Consider the following 16,200-nt stretch of genomic DNA (forward strand, 5'->3'; position numbering starts at 1 on the left):
TTGGGAGTTAAAATGTATATTTTAGTTCTTTAAAAAGAATTAAGTCAAGGGGAAAAGTTGTATTAAATAAAAAAGAACCTTTGCGGTAACTTGTTGTATAAGGGGTGGGGAAAATGAGTGCTATAACAGGTATTATTCATTTTAATGAAGAAACTATATCGATTCAGCATGGCACACAGTTAATGAGTTATTTACAAAAGTACCCTGCTGATGATATTCAAATATGGCATAAAGAAAATGCCTTTCTGGGATGTCACGCACAGTGGATCACACCAGAATCTGTTGGTGAACAATTACCCTTTTATAATTATGAAAAGCAACTGGCAATTACAGCAGATGCTATTATTGATAATCGTAATGAGTTATTTGAAAAATTACAAGTGGATTATGCAGATAGAAAAAACATGACAGATAGCGAGTTAATTTTACTCTCTTATCAGAAATGGGGGGAAGCGGCTCCAAAATATTTGGTAGGCGATTTTGCCTTTATGATTTGGGATGAGAAAAAACAAATTCTTTTCGGTGCCAGAGATTTTTCGGGAAGCCGGACGCTTTATTTTTACCGTGGTGAGGAAAAGTTTGCTTTTTGCACTATTATAAATCCACTATTTTCTCTACCATATGTTGAGAAAAAATTGAATGAGCAGTGGATTGCTGAATTTTTAGCTATACCTGTAAATTTCGAATCAGTAGATTCAAAGCAAACAGTTTATAAATATATAGAACAGGTGCCTCCATCACACACTATTTCGGTAAAGAATGGCAAAGTTAATTTTTCGCGATACTATACACCAACTACTGGGAAAATGCTTAATTTAAAATCAAATGAAGAGTATGAAGAGGCATTTCGAGATGTGTATCAAAGTGCAGTGAAGGCACGTTTAAGAACACATCACAAAGTAGGAGCTCATTTGAGCGGAGGGCTAGACTCTGGTTCTGTCGTTAGCTTTGCTGCAAAAGATTTACGTGCTGAAAATAAAAAATTACATACGTTTAGCTATGTACCAGTAGAAGGATTTGTAGATTGGACACACAAAGGTAGGATAGCCGACGAAAGACCATTTATTCAATCAACTGTAAAGCATGTAGGGAATATACAGGATTATTATTTAGAACTGCCGGAGAGAAGCCCACTATCGGAAATTGATGATTGGCTGGAAACAATGGAGATGCCATATAAATTTTTTGAGAATACTTTTTGGTTGAGTGGAGTTTATGAAAAAGCATCTCAGCATGGAATAGGGGTACTCCTTAGTGGCCAAAGAGGTAATTGGACAGTATCGTGGGGGCCTATTTTAGATTATCAGGCAATGTTGTTAAAAAAGCTACATTGGATGCGTTTTTATCGTGAACTATATTTATATAGTAGAAATCTAGGCGTGAAAAAATCACGTGTTTTTGAAGTGGTAAAAAGAAAGGCATTTCCATTTTTACATCAGTTACTTTCTTCAGAGGAACAAGATGTTTTTCCTAGGATAATCAATCCGGAATTTGCAAAAAAAATGAATGTTTTTGATAGACTCAAAGAACAGGATATTGATATAACAGGTACCTCTATCTCAAATGCATATGACATGAAAAGAGAACAGTTTGAAAAAACATATTATTGGAGCATAAATGGAACGTATGAAACGAAATTATCGTTACGTTATGCTTTATGGGATCGTGATCCTACAAATGACTTACGGATTGTTCAATTTTGTTTGTCAGTCCCGGAAGAACAGTATGTTCAAAATGGTGTAGATCGATCTCTTATCCGGAGAGCCACAAAAAATTTACTTCCTGATAAAGTACGATTAAATCAACGGGTTCGGGGTGTTCAAGGTGCAGATGGTGTTTACCGTATGGCTCCTTTTTGGAATGAATTCATTGAGGAAGTTGAAGAACTTAGTGTAGATCCAATAATCTCTGAATTTCTAAATGTAGAGGTAATTAAGAAAGCTATCTCGAAAATCTGTAAAGAACCTCGACCAGAGTATGCATTTGATCTAGATTTTAGAGTTTTAATGCGCAGCTTAATCTTCTATCGATTTATAAAAAAATCAATATGAAAGGAGGTGATACGTATGAAAAAGGAATGGAAACAACCTGTATTAGAAGTACTTAATATTAATATGACTATGGCGGGGCCTGGACATAAATATCCTGACTCGATTCAACCTGATCCAGATGATCCGGTGAAGTATAGTTAAGTCACTGGAAAATAAAGCTCTTATATAACTTTGTTATATAAGAGCTTTCAAAAAATTGACAATGTGGGGTGAATAGGATGATCAATTCTATGGAGAATGTGTTATACAAAGCCTTCGGGTTAAAAATAGTAAGTGAAATCCCATTACCCGAATTGTCTCAGCTGAATGAAAAGAAAGAAATGGCGGATGTTCAAATTGAAATAACGGATTTATCTGAACGATGGGATAAATATAGCGAAGAACAGCAAAAAACAATTGTAGTGGAAGATGATGTAGTGATGTTTCATGTTCCTCAGACTGCAATATTTTCTGTCCAAGCGGGCGAGAAAATTACTTTTTCACCTATGCCAGGGGCGGAAGAAAATAAAATACGACTATATATTCTGGGGACTTGTATGGGTGCACTTTTGATGCAACGCAAAGTACTTCCGTTGCATGGAAGTGTAATTGCTATAGATGGGAAAGCATATGCTTTAATTGGTGATTCAGGGGCTGGAAAATCAACTTTAGCCTCGGCTTTTTTGAGTAAAGGATATCAACTTTTAAGTGATGATATAGTTGCTGTGTCTCTTTTATGTAAGAATACCCCGATAGTTGATCCGTCTTACCCACAACAAAAATTATGGAAAGAAAGTTTAGATGAGTTTGGAATGGAAAAAGAGCAATTTAACCCTTTGTTCGAAAGGGAAACGAAGTATGCTGTTCCTGTTAATTCTCAATTTTTTCCCGATCCATTACCTCTTGCTGGTGTTATTGAATTAGTAAAAACGCAGGGAGAAGATATTGAGATGACCCGTATTGAAGGTCTCACACGCTTGTGTAAATTATACCAACATACTTTTAGGAATTCTTTGATTTCTAAATTAGGATTGATGGAATGGCATTTTGAAACTTCATCTGATATTGCAAGCGGAATGGAAATGTTTCAACTAAGACGCCCGGATTCGAGATTTACAGCTTATGAGCTAGTGCAAGTTATTTTAAATACTATACAGAAAGGGAGTATGGTTGATGGTTGTACACTCGAGAGAAATGTCATTAGAACATAACGTTGTCCAAAGTAAGGGTAATATAGTAAGCGATATGGATGGAGAAAAAGTTATGTTAAATGTCCAAAAAGGAAATTACTATAACTTAGGAGAAATAGGCGGAGAAATATGGGAGCTTATTGAGAAGCCGATAATAATTAATCAGCTTGTTACTATGTTAGTATCTAACTATGATATTGAACGAAAAGATTGTGAAGAGCAAGTTCTTTCCTTTTTAGAGTGTTTATTTCAAGAAGGTTTAATTCAAATAAAAGATCAATCTAATAGATAAATTCGTAATTTCAAGAGAGCTGTTAGGAAGGGATTAATGAATATTGTGAAAAGGTTAAGGGTATTTTTATCACTGAACATGGAAACAAAGCTTTTATTTTTAGAGGCTTTTATTTTTTTAGGGTGGGCGCGTGTACTAAAAAGTATTACCTTTTCTAAAGTTGCACCTTCTTTAGGGGATTACATGAACGAAACATCATTTACTCACATTCAGCCACACTGGGATACACTAAAGAAGGTGTCCGAAGCTATTTCTGTTATGAGCCGTTATACTTTTTGGGAAAGTCAATGCCTTGTTAAAGCTATAGCTGGGATGAAAATGCTCGAAAAACGTCATATTGAGAGTACACTTTATTTAGGAACTGCTAAGGATAGTCATGGGGAATTAATTGCGCATGCATGGTTACGGAGCGGTTCTTTTTATGTTACTGGATCAGAGGGAATGGAGAAGTTTACTGTCGTTGGATCATTTGCAAAGAGGCTAAGTGAGGACACTATTAAAGGAGAATAAAATGGAGAAAGATTTTGCTCTTAATGTAGAGTTCATGTCTAAGGAATTGAAACTTCTTTTTACAATTTTGAAGTTACAAGATGACGAAACATTGCAAACTTACAGTAGTGAATGGTTTGCAGATATTGATTGGGAGGTTTTTCTTGAGCAAGCTATGCATCATCGTGTTTATCCGGTGATTTATCAAAAACTTAAACAGGTAGATGAGGAACGAATTCCTTTACATGTTGTACAAACTTTAAATAGAAAATATAAAAATAATACATTTCAAATGCTTTATTTAAGTGCTGAAATGGAACGAATAAATAAACTTTTTAATGAAAATGAGATTCGTACGATGTTTCTAAAAGGGCCTGTACTATCTCAGGACTTATATGGAGATATTTCTTTGCGAACATCCTGCGATTTGGACGTTCTCATTCCTATTCAAAATTTAGAAAAAGTAGAAAAACTACTTTTAGAGCAAGGATATGTGAAAGATGATTATATTCAAACGATATTAAGTGATTGGAAATGGAGGCATCACCATATAACATTTTTCCATCCAACAAGGCGAATCAAACTTGAAATTCATTGGAGGTTAAATCCCGGACCGGGTAAGGAACCTGGGTTTGAAGAACTTTGGAAGCGAAAGAGAAAAAGTACACTTACGAGTAATTCGGTATATATGTTAGGAAAGGAAGACTTATTTTTATTTCTTGTATCTCATGGCGCCAGACATGGTTGGTCCAGGTTACGTTGGCTAGTAGACATAAAAAAAATTGTCGATCAAGATCTTAACTGGAATGAGATTCATAAATTAATGAGAAAATACCAAATACTTCATTTGGGAGGACAAGCATTAATTTTGGCATCACAATTGCTAGGTACACGACTAAATGAAAGAATGACGGGATTAGTAGCTAAAAAACATTCGAAGCAGCTAGCACAAGAAGCACTGTTTTATTTCAAGAAAATGATCAACTTGCATTCTGAACCTGTTCCTGAAGAAGTACTTGCTTATCATAGTAGACATTTATTTTCACTGATGTCTAATCAGCAAAAAATTATATTTATTTTGAGCCAACTTTATCCTTATCCAATTGATGCAAAAACATTACCGTTACCTAAATCTCTTCATTTTTTATATTTTCCTTTACGTCCGTTTCTATGTCTTTGGAGGAAAACAAAGGAGCTTGCTTTGTTATAGGGGGAACATCGATGAATCATATTATATATTTTATGAAGAAATTATATTCTTCTGCAGGGAAAATTCTGTATGTGAATTTGTTTGGTATGGTTTTAATAAGTTTACTTGAAGGGATAGGTATTATTTTATTAATTCCTATGATAAGTATGACTGGAATAATCAATGTAGGTGAGGAGACTGCTTTTATTGCACCTGTCTATAGGTTTTTACAGAATTTCCCTAAAACAACAAGTTTAATTTCTATTTTAGGTATATATATACTAATAGTGTTAGGTCAAAATCTACTACAAAGAAACATAACGCTAAGGGATACGAGAACGCAACAAGCTTTTGTACGAGAATTAAGAATAGAAACATATAGTATGATTTTAAAAGCGAAGTGGAGTTTTTTTTTAGAGAAAAGGAAAACAAATCTAATAAATATATTAACTACAGAATTAGCTCGCGTAAGTTATGGGGTTAATTTAATTTTACAATTGTTAGCTGCTATTCTGTTTACATTCATACAGGTGGGGATTGCGTTTTTATTATCACCCCAAATAACTATATTTGTTTTGGTCTTTGGCTTATTATTCTTGGTAGCTTCTCGTGTTTTTATAAAAAAAGCACGAATACTAGGCGGTAAGACCTCAAAATTGGCACAAGGCTATCTTTCTGGTATAACAGATCATTTTAATGGAATTAAAGATATAAAGAGTAATACTTTGGAAGCATCACGTTTAGATTGGTTACAATCTATAACAGGAAAGATGAGTAACGAACAAATGGAGTATATGAGAATAAGATCGAACTCTCAATTGTTTTATAAAGTTTCAATGGCTATTTTAATTGCATTTTTTATATTATTATCAGTAAGTATATTTAAAGCTCAACCGGCCCAATTACTATTAATCATACTCATCTTTTCGAGGATATGGCCACGATTTATGACAATTCAGTCAAATTTAGAACAGCTTGCTGCAAGCATTCCTGCTTTTAAGTCATTATGGGAATTACAAGGGGAATGTATTGAAGCGATTGAAATGCAGGATATACATCAGCAAAAACATATAAAGCCGATTTGTATAGAACAGGGTATTGAATGTAAGGATATTTATTTTCGGTATAATAAGAAGGAGCATTTGTATGCACTTCAAAATATTAATGTGAAAATACCAATCAATAGTATGACGGCTATTGTGGGACATTCGGGAGCTGGGAAGAGTACATTAATCGATGTTTTAATGGGATTGATTCAACCAGAGAAAGGTCAAGTATTAATAGATGGAACTCCTCTTACAAGTGAAAATTTATTGTCATTGAGACGGGCTATTAGTTATGTGCCACAAGATCCTTTTTTATTTAATGCAAGCATAAGAGAAAATTTATTGATGATTGAGCCGAATGCGAGTGAAGAACAAATTTGGACTGCATTAGATTTTGCGGCGGCAGCTGAATTTGTACGAATGCTTCCAAAAGGGCTTGATACTCTCATTGGAGATCGTGGAGTGAGACTTTCAGGTGGTGAACGTCAACGACTTGTACTAGCTCGAGCTATTTTAAGACAACCATCCATTTTAGTATTAGATGAAGCTACGAGTGCATTAGATACTGAAAATGAAGTAAAGATCCAATCAGCAATAGAAAGATTGAAAGGAACGATGACTATTGTTGTTATTGCGCATCGGTTATCTACGATCCGTAATGCAGATCAAGTTATTGTTTTAGGAAAAGGTGAAATTGTTCAAAAGGGTGAATTTAATCAATTGGCTAAAGAGAGAAAAGGTGTGTTTCGAAATTTATTAGGGTCACAAATGGAAGTGGGTTCATAGAGGAGAAAGATTGAATGAAATTTTGTATTATTGTAATTAGAGTTGAATGATAGCCCGGATAATGGTCAGTTATAACAGATCTTATTCGGGCTTTTATATTTGTATTTTGTAAATTCAGGAAATGAATATAATTTAGTACCTTGCAATAAATAGTACTGAGTGGTATATTATGGATAAAGCAGGTACCGTGTATTGAACAGTACTAAAATGAGAAAGGGGGATTGTCCTTGAACGTTCAGTTTAAAAAAGGTGTGTTAGAACTGTGTGTATTGGCACTTGTAAAACGTAAGGATTGTTATGGTTATGAACTTGTTCAGCAAATCTCTAATAAATTTTTAATATCGGAAGGTTCTGTATATCCGTTATTACGTCGTTTAACGAAAGAGGGATATTTTCAAACGTATTTAAAAGAATCCACGGAAGGACCGCCCCGTAAATATTATCAACTAACAGAGCAAGGAGAGATGCAACTTACGTTATTAGTAACAGAGTGGCGTGATTTTGCTAAAGGTGTTCAAGAAATTATTGAAGGGGTGGAATGGGATGAGTAAAGAACAGTTTCTTAAAGAATTATCAAGTCATCTTAGAAAGTTACCAGAAGAAGAGCGACAAGATATTTTATTTGATTATGAAGAGCACTTTCAGTTTGGGATGGAAGAGGGGAAAACTGAATCAGAAATAATAAAGGGACTTGGCTCTCCAAAGGTAATTGCGAAAGACTTGCTTGCTTTGTATCGCTTTGATGAGATGAAAAAGGATCCATCGACTTCGAATATAACAAGAGCTGTCATGGCGGCGGTTGGACTTAGCTTGTTTAATTTTATTATTGTGTTAGGCCCGTTAGTTGCAATTATCGGTTTTATATTTTCTTTTTGGGTCGGTGGGATTGCTAGTGTAGTGACACCATTTTTCGTTATTGTAAAAGTATTTATGGGCACTTTTATATGGTTGGATCTTTTCGTTAGTATAACGTTTGTTGGAGTAGGTTTGTTGTTATGTATTGTAGCTTATTATAGTACGAGGTGGTTTAAAAGATTATGTGTACGCTATGTAGTCTGGAACTTCAAAATGATAAAAGGGGAGTAGATGATGAAAAAGATATTATTAGTAGCTATCGCTTGTATCATTATTGGAGTAATAGGGATTTCACAAACATATGAAAAAGCAGTACAAACTGCAGAAAAAGGAGATAAAGAGGACGTAATTAAAAACGAAACGCTAAAAAATGTAGAAGTTAAGTTAGATGCTGGAGATATTGTTGTCCAAAAATCTCCTGATTCCTCTTTTTATGTAAAGCAAACAGGAGACGTAAGTAAACAGGAGATTCGTATTGCTGAAGATGGTGATACGTTAAAAGTCATAGGGGAAATAGAAAAAGGTGTTTCATTTGATTTTTCATTTTACAATTTTGGATTTCAAACGCCTAGATTGACTATATTAGTACCTGAACGTTCTTATCAAGAGATAAAAGTAAATTCATCCGCTGGACAAATAGAAATAAGTAATGTGAAAAGTGACCGCGTAAGTGTTGAAACACTCGCCGGAGAAGTGGATTTGAAACATGTAACAGCAAAGAGTGTAGAGGGGTCTACAAAAGCTGGTAAGGTGAATTTTAAAAAAGTAATAGGGAAAGTAACAGCAAAAACGGCTAGTGGGGATATAGATATTATTGATCATGATTCTAAATATGATTTAGAGGCAAGTTCAACTGCTGGAGATGTAGATATTACTTTATTGGAAAAACCACAAGATGCAGTTATAACTGGGCAAACCGCTGCTGGAGACGTGACAATTTTTAATGAGGACAATAAAAATATAACGATTGGTAATGGTAGTAAAAAGATTAGCGGTAAAACCGCTGCTGGAGATGTTACTATTGAAACGCGTTAATAATTAATGAAACGTATTCTTTTGAATGAACGGAAATCTATCAAAATATAAAAAGAAGATAATTACCTATATAAATAAGGGAATTATCTTCTTTTTATTATTTTTAATGTAAATCACGATATACGCCAATTACTTTTCCGATAACTGACACGTGTTTTAAAATGATAGGTTCTAGTGAAGAGTTTTCCGGTTGTAGACGGAAATAATCTTTTTCTTTATAGAAACGTTTAACAGTTGCTTCGTTATCTTCTGTTAAAGCAACTACAATTTCACCGTTGTTTGCAGACTGTTGTTGGCGAACAACAACTAAATCACCATCAAAGATACCAGCTTCAATCATGCTATCTCCAGAAATGCGTAACATAAACACTTGATCTGCTCCAGCAACGATACTTGCTGGAAGTGGGAAGTGATCTTCTACACTTTCGACTGCTGTAATCGGTAAACCGGCAGTAACTTTTCCGACGATTGGAACTTGAATAACTGACTGTGTTTCTATGCGGTTGTCACCTAAAATTTCAATTGCACGTGGTTTTGTTGGGTCGCGTCGAATATATCCTTTTTCTTCTAGTCGTGATAAATGTCCGTGCACTGTAGAACTAGAAGCAAGGCCGACTGCTTGACCGATTTCACGTACGGAAGGTGGATATCCTTTTTCTTGTACTTTTAGCTTAATAAAGTCGAGAATGTCTTGCTGGCGTTTCGTTAACTTTTCCATGTTTTCTAACACCTCGTTTTCTTTCATTTTTCTTATTATTAAGTATAACATGCGAAAAAACATTCTACAAACATAAGTTCGAACGAAAGGCAAATTTATGATACACTATAAGGAAGATATAGTGAGAAAGAAGGGTTCAAAATGAATGCAATTATTTATGCACGTGTGAGCACAACAAAAGAAGCGCAGGAAACATCATTATTGCGTCAAAAAGATGAATTATTGCATTTAGCTGAGCGCTATCAAATGGATGTTACAAAGGTAATTGAGGAGCAGGCTAGCGGTTATACAATTGAACGTGATGGCATATTAGAAGTGCTAGATACAATTCGAGATGAACAAGTTGATGTACTACTGATACAAGATGAAACGCGTCTTGGTAGAGGAAATGCGAAGATTGCATTAATGCATTGTTTACATAAAGAGGGGATAAAAGTTTATACGCACACGCATAGTGGTGAATTACAGCTTTCAGATTCTGATTCGATGGTGCTAAATATAATTGGGATCGTTGAAGAGTATCAAAGAAAGATCCACAATTTAAAAATTAAACGTGGTATGCAAAGAGCAGTGGAGAAAGGATTTCGTCCAGAGAATAATTTGAAAAATCGTCATTTAAGCGTAGGACGTGAGAAAAAAGAAGTGCCAATTGAGGAAATTGTACGTTTGCGCCGGAATGAATTAACTTTTGAAGAAATTGCAGCAACACTTCGTGGTTTTGGTCATGATGTTTCAAAAGCAACTGTACATCGAAGGTATGTAGAATATACAAAGCAATTGCTTGATAAAGAGGACTAACTATTGTATGATAATAATCAGTTTTGAGTAGAAGGGGGATTCGAGATGCCAAGTCAAGAACTCATTGAACGCATTAACTTCTTAGCGAAAAAAGCAAAAGCTGAAGGCTTAACTGAAGAAGAACAACGTGAGCGCCAATCGCTACGTGAACAATATTTAAAAGGATTTCGTCAAAATATGTTAAACGAATTAAAAGGAATTAAAGTCGTTAACGAAGAAGGAACGGATGTTACACCGGCGAAATTAAAAGCTTTAAAAAAGCAAGATAATGCAAAATTAAATTAAAAGATGGGCATAGCCCATCTTTTTTTATTTGTTAAATTCGTTATTTAATAACTTTCCAGTTGTGATTGACTGTTGCTTCTATCCTTTTGTGCTTCAATATATAGTTAGCGATAAGTTCAGACATATCTGTTGGTATGTCTTTTACTACTAGCTTATTTTGAAACATAAAGAAGTTCCCTCCGCCACTTGCGCGATAATTATTCATAACAACGTCATATTCTTCATTTATATTAAGGGGAGCGCCTTTATACTGTAAAGATTCTACTCTCTCGCCAATTGGTTTTGAAATGTTTAATACGTACGAAATCCCTTCCCACATATCGTAATTATAGTGTTGCGGCTTTGGTTCTATGTAGGTAGGGGTTACGATGATGGATCCATCTGCTTTTAATGTGAAATAAGAAGCAGAGAGTTCGAGAGCATCTTTTATATCCGCTCCGGTTATTCTAATTACTTTTAATGTATTTGGATAAATATAATTAGAAACGATGTCACGCATTGTTACATGTTTCGGGAAACCTGGAGATGTATTATGGAACAAACTTGTGCAAGAAATTGAAACATTAGCTATATCCATCTGTATTTTATTTATGAATTCAATAAAAGGATGGTCTTGCAAACGAGTTTGCATAGCATCTGAAATTTGCATGTCCCCATAGATTAGTCCAATAGGTTGATCAAGCCAATTTTGTGTTTTCTCTTCATAATCGGCAACCAAGGAAAGAACATCTTGGTCTGCCGCAATTCCTTGTACGGGCAATAACTCTGAATAACTCTCTTTTTTCACCCATTTTTGTTCTGCTTTTTCGAATGTTACTGTTACTTTTCCAACTGAGTGTCCATTGCATCCGGTCTGTAAAATTGTTACACCATTCATCACGGTGTGAGCGATTTCTCGGTGTTGGTGGCCTGTTAGTAAAATATCTATGCCTTCAATTTCATGGCACATTGCATATCCTTGGTTTTCACCTGTTAAAACTTCAGTCGGTACCCCAGTTTGTAAATCGCGTTCAAATCCCCCGTGATAGGCTACGACTAGTAAATCTGATTTCTCATGTTTACGGATGTAAGAAACCCATTTTTTTGTTGTTTCAAATGCATCTTCAAATTGTAAATCTTTAATATGATGTGCTTGTTCCCAATGGGGGATGTAATGCGTTGTCACCCCTAAAATAGCAATTTTTATATTTGATTCAATATGTTTTATTATATATGGTTTCCCGAAATAAGGTTCTTTTCTGTTTTTATCTAAAATGTTTGCTGATAGATAAGGGAAATTTGCAGTGGCCACAGCATTATTTAATATATCCATTCCATAATTAAATTCATGATTTCCGATAATTGCAATGTCATACTCTAAGTAGTTGGCTAATAAGGACATTGGGTTTTCCATATCTTTTTCGTATGTAGCGTAATGATAAGTAAATGGTGTTCCTTGAATGAAGTCCCCGTTATCAATTAAAAGAACGTTTGTGTTTTGAGAACGTTCTTTTTTTATAAGAGTGGAAATCTTAGCTAAACCAATGTCTGCTTGGGAGTTATCTTGGTAGTGAATTGGATAAACAGTACCATGTATATCGCTTGTTAATAAGATGTTTAAAGTTACAATTTGATTTTGATTCAATATCATTCACCTTTTCTATTGTTATCTACTAATTAAGCATATCAAATATATGAAGGGAAATTTAATGTGAATGTATAGAATGTGTAAAGATTCTGTAAATAGGGAATTATTCGTGAAAATGTGTGATATATTTCTTCATGTTTACGGAAGGTTATTTTATAAAAACAAAAATGGAGGCATTAATATGTTGAAAAAAGTTTTTGTAATGAGTACAACAGTTGTACTAGCAGCGGGATTATTAAGTGGCTGTGGAACGAAGGAATCAAGTGCAAGTAAAAATGAAGATACGAAAAAAGGTTATGTACCGAAGACTTTAAATGTTCAATTTGTTCCTTCTCAAAATGCAGATACGTTAGAGGCGAAGGCAAAACCGTTGGAAAAGCTATTAAGTGATAAATTAAATATGCCGGTAAAAGTTAGTATTTCAACGAATTACAATACAATTGTAGAAGCGATGGCATCTAAGCAAGTAGATGTAGGCTTTTTACCTCCAACAGCGTATGTGTTAGCGCATGAGAAAAAGGCTGCAAATGTAATTTTACAGGCACAACGTTTTGGTGTAGATGATGAGACAGGCGCTCCTACAAAAGATTTAGTAGACTTTTATAAATCTGAGTTTGTTGTTAAGAAAGATTCTAATATTAACAGTGTAAAAGATTTAAAAGGTAAAAAAATTGGTTATCAAGATGTAACATCGTCAGCGGGGTATGTATGGCCTGCGGCTGTATTGTTAAAAGAGGGAATTGATCCGTTGAAAGATGTGAAACCTGTTACATTAAAAGGTCATGATCAGTCACTTATTGCTCTTTTAAATGGTGATGTAGATGCAGCTGTTGTATTCCAAGATGCTCGTAATATTGTAAAAAAAGATTATCCTAATATATTCGATCAAACGAAAATAGTGAAATTTACGGAGAAAATTCCAAACGATACGATTTCTGTACGTTCTGATTTAGATGCAGAGTGGAGCAAGAAATTACAGGATGCTTTCATTGAAATAGGAAAGAATGAGGAAGGGCACAAAATCATTAAAGAAGTATACTCACATGAAGGATACGTTAAATCTGATGATAGTAAATTTGATATCGTTCGTGAATACGGAAAGAAAGTGAAAACGCAATAATACATATGAAAATGGCAGCTAACTGGAAGTGGTGTAGTTTCAGTTAGTTTGCCGTTTTGAATACATAGAAGGTAGGTAAGAGGTGTGATAGAGTTTCGAAATGTCTCCAAAGTGTATCCGAATGGTACAAAAGGATTGAATAATATAAACTTGAAAATTCAAAAAGGTGAGTTTGTTGTAATGGTAGGGTTATCCGGGGCTGGAAAGTCTACACTTCTCAGATCGGTAAATCGCCTTCATGAGATTACGGAAGGTGAAATCATAATAGAAGGTGAGTCTATTACTGCTGCAAAAGGAAAAGGGTTACGACGTATGCGCCGAGATATTGGTATGATTTTTCAAAGCTTTAACCTTGTAAAGCGGTCAACGGTATTGAAGAATGTATTAGCTGGACGTGTTGGATATCATTCGACACTGCGTACAACGTTAGGGCTATTTCCAAAAGAGGATTTGGAGCTTGCATTTCAATCGTTAAAAAGAGTGAATATTTTAGAAAAAGCATATGCGAGGGCTGATGAATTATCAGGAGGACAACAGCAACGTGTATCGATTGCTAGAGCGTTGGCGCAAGAAGCGAAAATCATATTGGCAGATGAACCTGTTGCATCGTTAGATCCGTTGACAACAAAGCAAGTGCTAGATGATTTGAAAAAAATCAATGAAGATTTTGGAATTACGACAATTGTAAACTTACATTCTATTGATTTAGCTAGGCAATATGCTACACGCATTATTGGATTACATGCAGGTGAAATTGTTTTTGATGGTTCAGTAGAAGAGGCAACGGATGAAAAATTTGCTGAAATTTATGGGGACGTAGCTCAGAAAAGCGAATTATTAAAGGTGGCAGCTAAATGAATGACGTGACGATATATTCGAAATCGATACCGAAGCCGCCGAGTAAATTGAAACATATGTTAACAGCTATTCTAGTTATTTTACTTTTGTGGGGAAGTAGTGTGCAGGTCGACGCATCATTTGCAAAACTAGTAGTTGGTTTTCCTAATATGATGGATTTGCTGAAAGAGATGGTGCCGCCAGATTGGAGCTATTTTCAAGTTATTACAACAGCAATGTTAGATACAATACGCATGGCAATTATTGGGACGACTTTAGGAGCGATTTTAGCTATTCCAATTGCACTATTTGCGGCAAGTAATGTGTTTACTAGCGCGTTTTTGTACAGTCCAGCTCGATTGATTTTAAATTTTATCCGGACAATACCAGATTTATTATTAGCGGCAATTTTCGTAGCTATTTTTGGAATAGGACCACTTCCAGGTATTTTGGCGCTTACTTTTTTCTCGATTGGACTCGTGGCGAAATTGTTGTATGAGTCAATTGAATCAATTGATCCAGGTCCATTAGAAGCGATGACAGCGGTAGGAGCAAATAAGGTGCAATGGATTGTTTATGGGGTAATTCCGCAAGTAAAAGCGCACTTTGTCTCCTATGTCCTTTATACATTTGAGGTGAATGTGCGTGCAGCAGCTGTTCTAGGCTTAGTAGGAGCGGGTGGTATTGGATTATATTACGATCGTACACTTGGATTTTTACAATATCAACAAACTGCTTCTATTATTATTTATACTCTTGTTGTTGTATTGCTAATTGATTATGTAAGTACATTGTTGCGGGAGAAATTATAATGAGTAAAACGACGATAATCGTACCGAAACCGAAGAAACCGAGTGTATATCGCTGGATTATTTTTATAGCACTTACAGTTATATATGTATGGGCCTTTTCAGGAGTCCCGCTAGAGGGAATAAAGGATACAGCGGGAGAAATTACAAAAGCAATTATGACAGGCGTACTGAACCCAGATTGGTCCTATGTATCTTTACCAGATGGTGAAGATTTGTTACATGGTTTAATTGATACGTTGGCAATTGCGATATTAGGTACATTTATTTCTGCCTTTTTATCTGTTCCATTTGCTTTTTGGGCGGCAACGAATATGAGTAGTGGAAAATTAACTTCAGTAACTGGGAAATTTGTACTTAGTTTTGTTCGTACATTTCCTGAATTAGTTATGGCCCTTTTATTTATAAAAGCTGTCGGTCCAGGCTCTTTCGCCGGAGTTTTAGCTTTAGGATTACACTCTATCGGAATGTTAGGGAAACTATATTCGGAAGGAATTGAGAATATAGACAAGGGACCGACGGAAGCGTTAATCGCAACAGGTGCAAATCGGTTTCAAATACTTTGGTATGCAGTATTACCACAAGTGTTCCCGGATTTTCTATCGTATACGTTATACAGATTCGAAATTAATGTACGATCCGCTGCGATTTTAGGTGTTATTGGAGCAGGTGGTATTGGTACTCCATTAATTTTTGCACTGAGTTCACGGAATTGGTCCCGCGTGGGAATTATTTTATTAGGCATCATTTTAATGGTAATTATAATTGATTTTATTTCAAGTTCGATTCGAAAACGGATTGTTTAACGAATTTTAAAAGCATCTAATTCAGATGCTTTTTGTATTTTTAAAGGTTATCAAAAAGGAGATATATCAGAAATTAGTATATTTGTATAAATATACAGATAATTATCTTTATTTTTAAAATAAAAACAATTAAAAAGTATGTCATATTGAATGCCCATACATTCCCTGAATCACTGTTTTTTTTATAAAAAATCAAAAAAACATCAACATATTTGTCGATACATGTTGTATAATTTTGCGTGGGAAGCTATCATATAAATGTATAAAACGTTTACTAACATACGCGAA

18 protein-coding genes are annotated in these 16,200 nt (G+C 34.9%); 16 read left to right on the forward strand and 2 right to left on the reverse strand.

From position 1 onward, the window contains the following. The first annotated feature begins 113 nt into the window (after positions 1–113). The 10 genes from MKX77_RS06550 to MKX77_RS06595 all read left to right on the forward strand — a co-directional run bounded on the left by MKX77_RS06550 (position 114) and on the right by MKX77_RS06595 (position 8,912). Entirely contained in the window at positions 114–2,051 is a 1,938-nt protein-coding gene (locus tag MKX77_RS06550) for a lasso peptide isopeptide bond-forming cyclase (RefSeq protein WP_341306081.1), read from the forward strand. Positions 2,052–2,066: 15 nt separating this feature from the next. Beyond that, the gene (locus MKX77_RS06555; RefSeq protein ID WP_002087908.1) at positions 2,067–2,192 is read left to right on the forward strand and encodes a paeninodin family lasso peptide; all 126 of its coding nucleotides are present in this window, start codon (positions 2,067–2,069) and stop codon (positions 2,190–2,192) included. Between the two features lie 77 nt (positions 2,193–2,269). After that, positions 2,270–3,241 carry an aldolase gene (locus MKX77_RS06560; RefSeq protein WP_341306082.1) on the forward strand — a complete coding sequence of 324 codons (972 nt, stop codon included), beginning with the start codon at positions 2,270–2,272 and terminating at the stop codon, positions 3,239–3,241. After that, entirely contained in the window at positions 3,204–3,512 is a 309-nt protein-coding gene (locus MKX77_RS06565; RefSeq protein WP_341306083.1) for a lasso peptide biosynthesis PqqD family chaperone, read from the forward strand. The genes MKX77_RS06560 and MKX77_RS06565 overlap by 38 nt, the downstream gene beginning before the upstream one ends. A gap of 36 nt (positions 3,513–3,548) precedes the next feature. Continuing rightward, on the forward strand, positions 3,549–4,022 hold the full coding sequence (locus MKX77_RS06570) for a lasso peptide biosynthesis B2 protein (RefSeq protein ID WP_341306084.1): 474 nt from the start codon (positions 3,549–3,551) through the stop codon (positions 4,020–4,022). 1 nt (position 4,023) lies between these two features. After that, the gene (locus MKX77_RS06575; protein WP_341306085.1) at positions 4,024–5,211 is read left to right on the forward strand and encodes a nucleotidyltransferase domain-containing protein; all 1,188 of its coding nucleotides are present in this window, start codon (positions 4,024–4,026) and stop codon (positions 5,209–5,211) included. Between the two features lie 11 nt (positions 5,212–5,222). After that, positions 5,223–7,022 carry an ABC transporter ATP-binding protein gene (locus MKX77_RS06580; protein ID WP_341306086.1) on the forward strand — a complete coding sequence of 600 codons (1,800 nt, stop codon included), beginning with the start codon at positions 5,223–5,225 and terminating at the stop codon, positions 7,020–7,022. Between the two features lie 227 nt (positions 7,023–7,249). Further along, positions 7,250–7,573, forward strand: a complete 324-nt coding sequence (locus tag MKX77_RS06585) for a PadR family transcriptional regulator (protein ID WP_002066545.1) — start codon at positions 7,250–7,252, stop codon at positions 7,571–7,573. Beyond that, a complete protein-coding gene (locus tag MKX77_RS06590) occupies positions 7,566–8,108 on the forward strand; it encodes a DUF1700 domain-containing protein (protein ID WP_341306087.1) in 543 nt (180 codons plus the stop codon). Before MKX77_RS06585 ends, MKX77_RS06590 begins: the two co-directional genes overlap by 8 nt. Next, on the forward strand, positions 8,109–8,912 hold the full coding sequence (locus tag MKX77_RS06595; protein ID WP_341306088.1) for a DUF4097 family beta strand repeat-containing protein: 804 nt from the start codon (positions 8,109–8,111) through the stop codon (positions 8,910–8,912). Positions 8,913–9,015: 103 nt separating this feature from the next. Here MKX77_RS06595 and lexA read toward each other — a convergent pair whose 3' ends face one another. Next, positions 9,016–9,630 (reverse strand): transcriptional repressor LexA, encoded by a 615-nt coding sequence (lexA, locus tag MKX77_RS06600; RefSeq protein ID WP_341306089.1) that lies wholly within the window; start codon positions 9,628–9,630, stop codon positions 9,016–9,018. A 141-nt stretch (positions 9,631–9,771) separates the two neighbouring features. On the opposite strand from lexA, the gene MKX77_RS06605 reads away from it, so the two are divergent. Together MKX77_RS06605 and MKX77_RS06610 are read left to right on the forward strand one after the other, a co-directional pair. Then, the gene (locus MKX77_RS06605) at positions 9,772–10,428 is read left to right on the forward strand and encodes a YneB family resolvase-like protein (RefSeq protein WP_215579314.1); all 657 of its coding nucleotides are present in this window, start codon (positions 9,772–9,774) and stop codon (positions 10,426–10,428) included. A 45-nt stretch (positions 10,429–10,473) separates the two neighbouring features. Beyond that, positions 10,474–10,713, forward strand: a complete 240-nt coding sequence (locus MKX77_RS06610) for a DUF896 domain-containing protein (RefSeq protein ID WP_002014431.1) — start codon at positions 10,474–10,476, stop codon at positions 10,711–10,713. 40 nt (positions 10,714–10,753) lie between these two features. On the opposite strand, the gene MKX77_RS06615 is transcribed toward MKX77_RS06610, so the two are convergent. Then, positions 10,754–12,337, reverse strand: coding sequence for a bifunctional metallophosphatase/5'-nucleotidase (locus MKX77_RS06615; protein ID WP_341306090.1), 1,584 nt, complete (start codon positions 12,335–12,337; stop codon positions 10,754–10,756). A 184-nt stretch (positions 12,338–12,521) separates the two neighbouring features. Here MKX77_RS06615 and MKX77_RS06620 point away from each other — a divergent pair, with 184 nt between their 5' ends. The 4 genes from MKX77_RS06620 to phnE (MKX77_RS06635) all read left to right on the forward strand — a co-directional run bounded on the left by MKX77_RS06620 (position 12,522) and on the right by phnE (MKX77_RS06635) (position 15,912). Next, positions 12,522–13,460 (forward strand): phosphate/phosphite/phosphonate ABC transporter substrate-binding protein, encoded by a 939-nt coding sequence (locus MKX77_RS06620; RefSeq protein WP_002146246.1) that lies wholly within the window; start codon positions 12,522–12,524, stop codon positions 13,458–13,460. An 84-nt stretch (positions 13,461–13,544) separates the two neighbouring features. Beyond that, a complete protein-coding gene (gene phnC / locus MKX77_RS06625; RefSeq protein WP_215553855.1) occupies positions 13,545–14,318 on the forward strand; it encodes a phosphonate ABC transporter ATP-binding protein in 774 nt (257 codons plus the stop codon). Then, positions 14,315–15,109 (forward strand): phosphonate ABC transporter, permease protein PhnE, encoded by a 795-nt coding sequence (phnE, locus tag MKX77_RS06630; RefSeq protein WP_002160868.1) that lies wholly within the window; start codon positions 14,315–14,317, stop codon positions 15,107–15,109. Before phnC ends, phnE (MKX77_RS06630) begins: the two co-directional genes overlap by 4 nt. Beyond that, positions 15,109–15,912 (forward strand): phosphonate ABC transporter, permease protein PhnE, encoded by an 804-nt coding sequence (phnE, locus tag MKX77_RS06635; protein WP_215553854.1) that lies wholly within the window; start codon positions 15,109–15,111, stop codon positions 15,910–15,912. Before phnE (MKX77_RS06630) ends, phnE (MKX77_RS06635) begins: the two co-directional genes overlap by 1 nt. The last annotated feature ends 288 nt before the right edge of the window (positions 15,913–16,200 follow it).

This window comes from Bacillus sp. FSL R9-9410, assembly GCF_038050385.1.
Taxonomy (GTDB): Bacteria; Bacillota; Bacilli; order Bacillales; family Bacillaceae_G; genus Bacillus_A; species Bacillus_A cereus_U.

Excerpts from the sequence above, each read along its gene's own strand:
- MKX77_RS06580 (WP_341306086.1), top strand. The coding sequence starts at position 5,223 with ATGAATCATATTATATATTTTATGAAGAAATTATATTCTTCTGCAGGG.
- MKX77_RS06610 (WP_002014431.1), top strand. The coding sequence starts at position 10,474 with ATGCCAAGTCAAGAACTCATTGAACGCATTAACTTCTTAGCGAAAAAA.
- MKX77_RS06605 (WP_215579314.1), top strand. The coding sequence starts at position 9,772 with ATGAATGCAATTATTTATGCACGTGTGAGCACAACAAAAGAAGCGCAG.
- MKX77_RS06595 (WP_341306088.1), top strand. The coding sequence starts at position 8,109 with ATGATGAAAAAGATATTATTAGTAGCTATCGCTTGTATCATTATTGGA.
- MKX77_RS06550 (WP_341306081.1), top strand. The coding sequence starts at position 114 with ATGAGTGCTATAACAGGTATTATTCATTTTAATGAAGAAACTATATCG.
- MKX77_RS06575 (WP_341306085.1), top strand. The coding sequence starts at position 4,024 with ATGGAGAAAGATTTTGCTCTTAATGTAGAGTTCATGTCTAAGGAATTG.
- phnE (WP_002160868.1), top strand. The coding sequence starts at position 14,315 with ATGAATGACGTGACGATATATTCGAAATCGATACCGAAGCCGCCGAGT.
- MKX77_RS06565 (WP_341306083.1), top strand. The coding sequence starts at position 3,204 with ATGGTTGTACACTCGAGAGAAATGTCATTAGAACATAACGTTGTCCAA.
- phnE (WP_215553854.1), top strand. The coding sequence starts at position 15,109 with ATGAGTAAAACGACGATAATCGTACCGAAACCGAAGAAACCGAGTGTA.
- lexA (WP_341306089.1), bottom strand. The coding sequence starts at position 9,630 with ATGGAAAAGTTAACGAAACGCCAGCAAGACATTCTCGACTTTATTAAG.
- MKX77_RS06555 (WP_002087908.1), top strand. The coding sequence starts at position 2,067 with ATGAAAAAGGAATGGAAACAACCTGTATTAGAAGTACTTAATATTAAT.
- MKX77_RS06590 (WP_341306087.1), top strand. The coding sequence starts at position 7,566 with ATGAGTAAAGAACAGTTTCTTAAAGAATTATCAAGTCATCTTAGAAAG.
- MKX77_RS06560 (WP_341306082.1), top strand. The coding sequence starts at position 2,270 with ATGATCAATTCTATGGAGAATGTGTTATACAAAGCCTTCGGGTTAAAA.
- MKX77_RS06570 (WP_341306084.1), top strand. The coding sequence starts at position 3,549 with ATGAATATTGTGAAAAGGTTAAGGGTATTTTTATCACTGAACATGGAA.
- MKX77_RS06620 (WP_002146246.1), top strand. The coding sequence starts at position 12,522 with ATGTTGAAAAAAGTTTTTGTAATGAGTACAACAGTTGTACTAGCAGCG.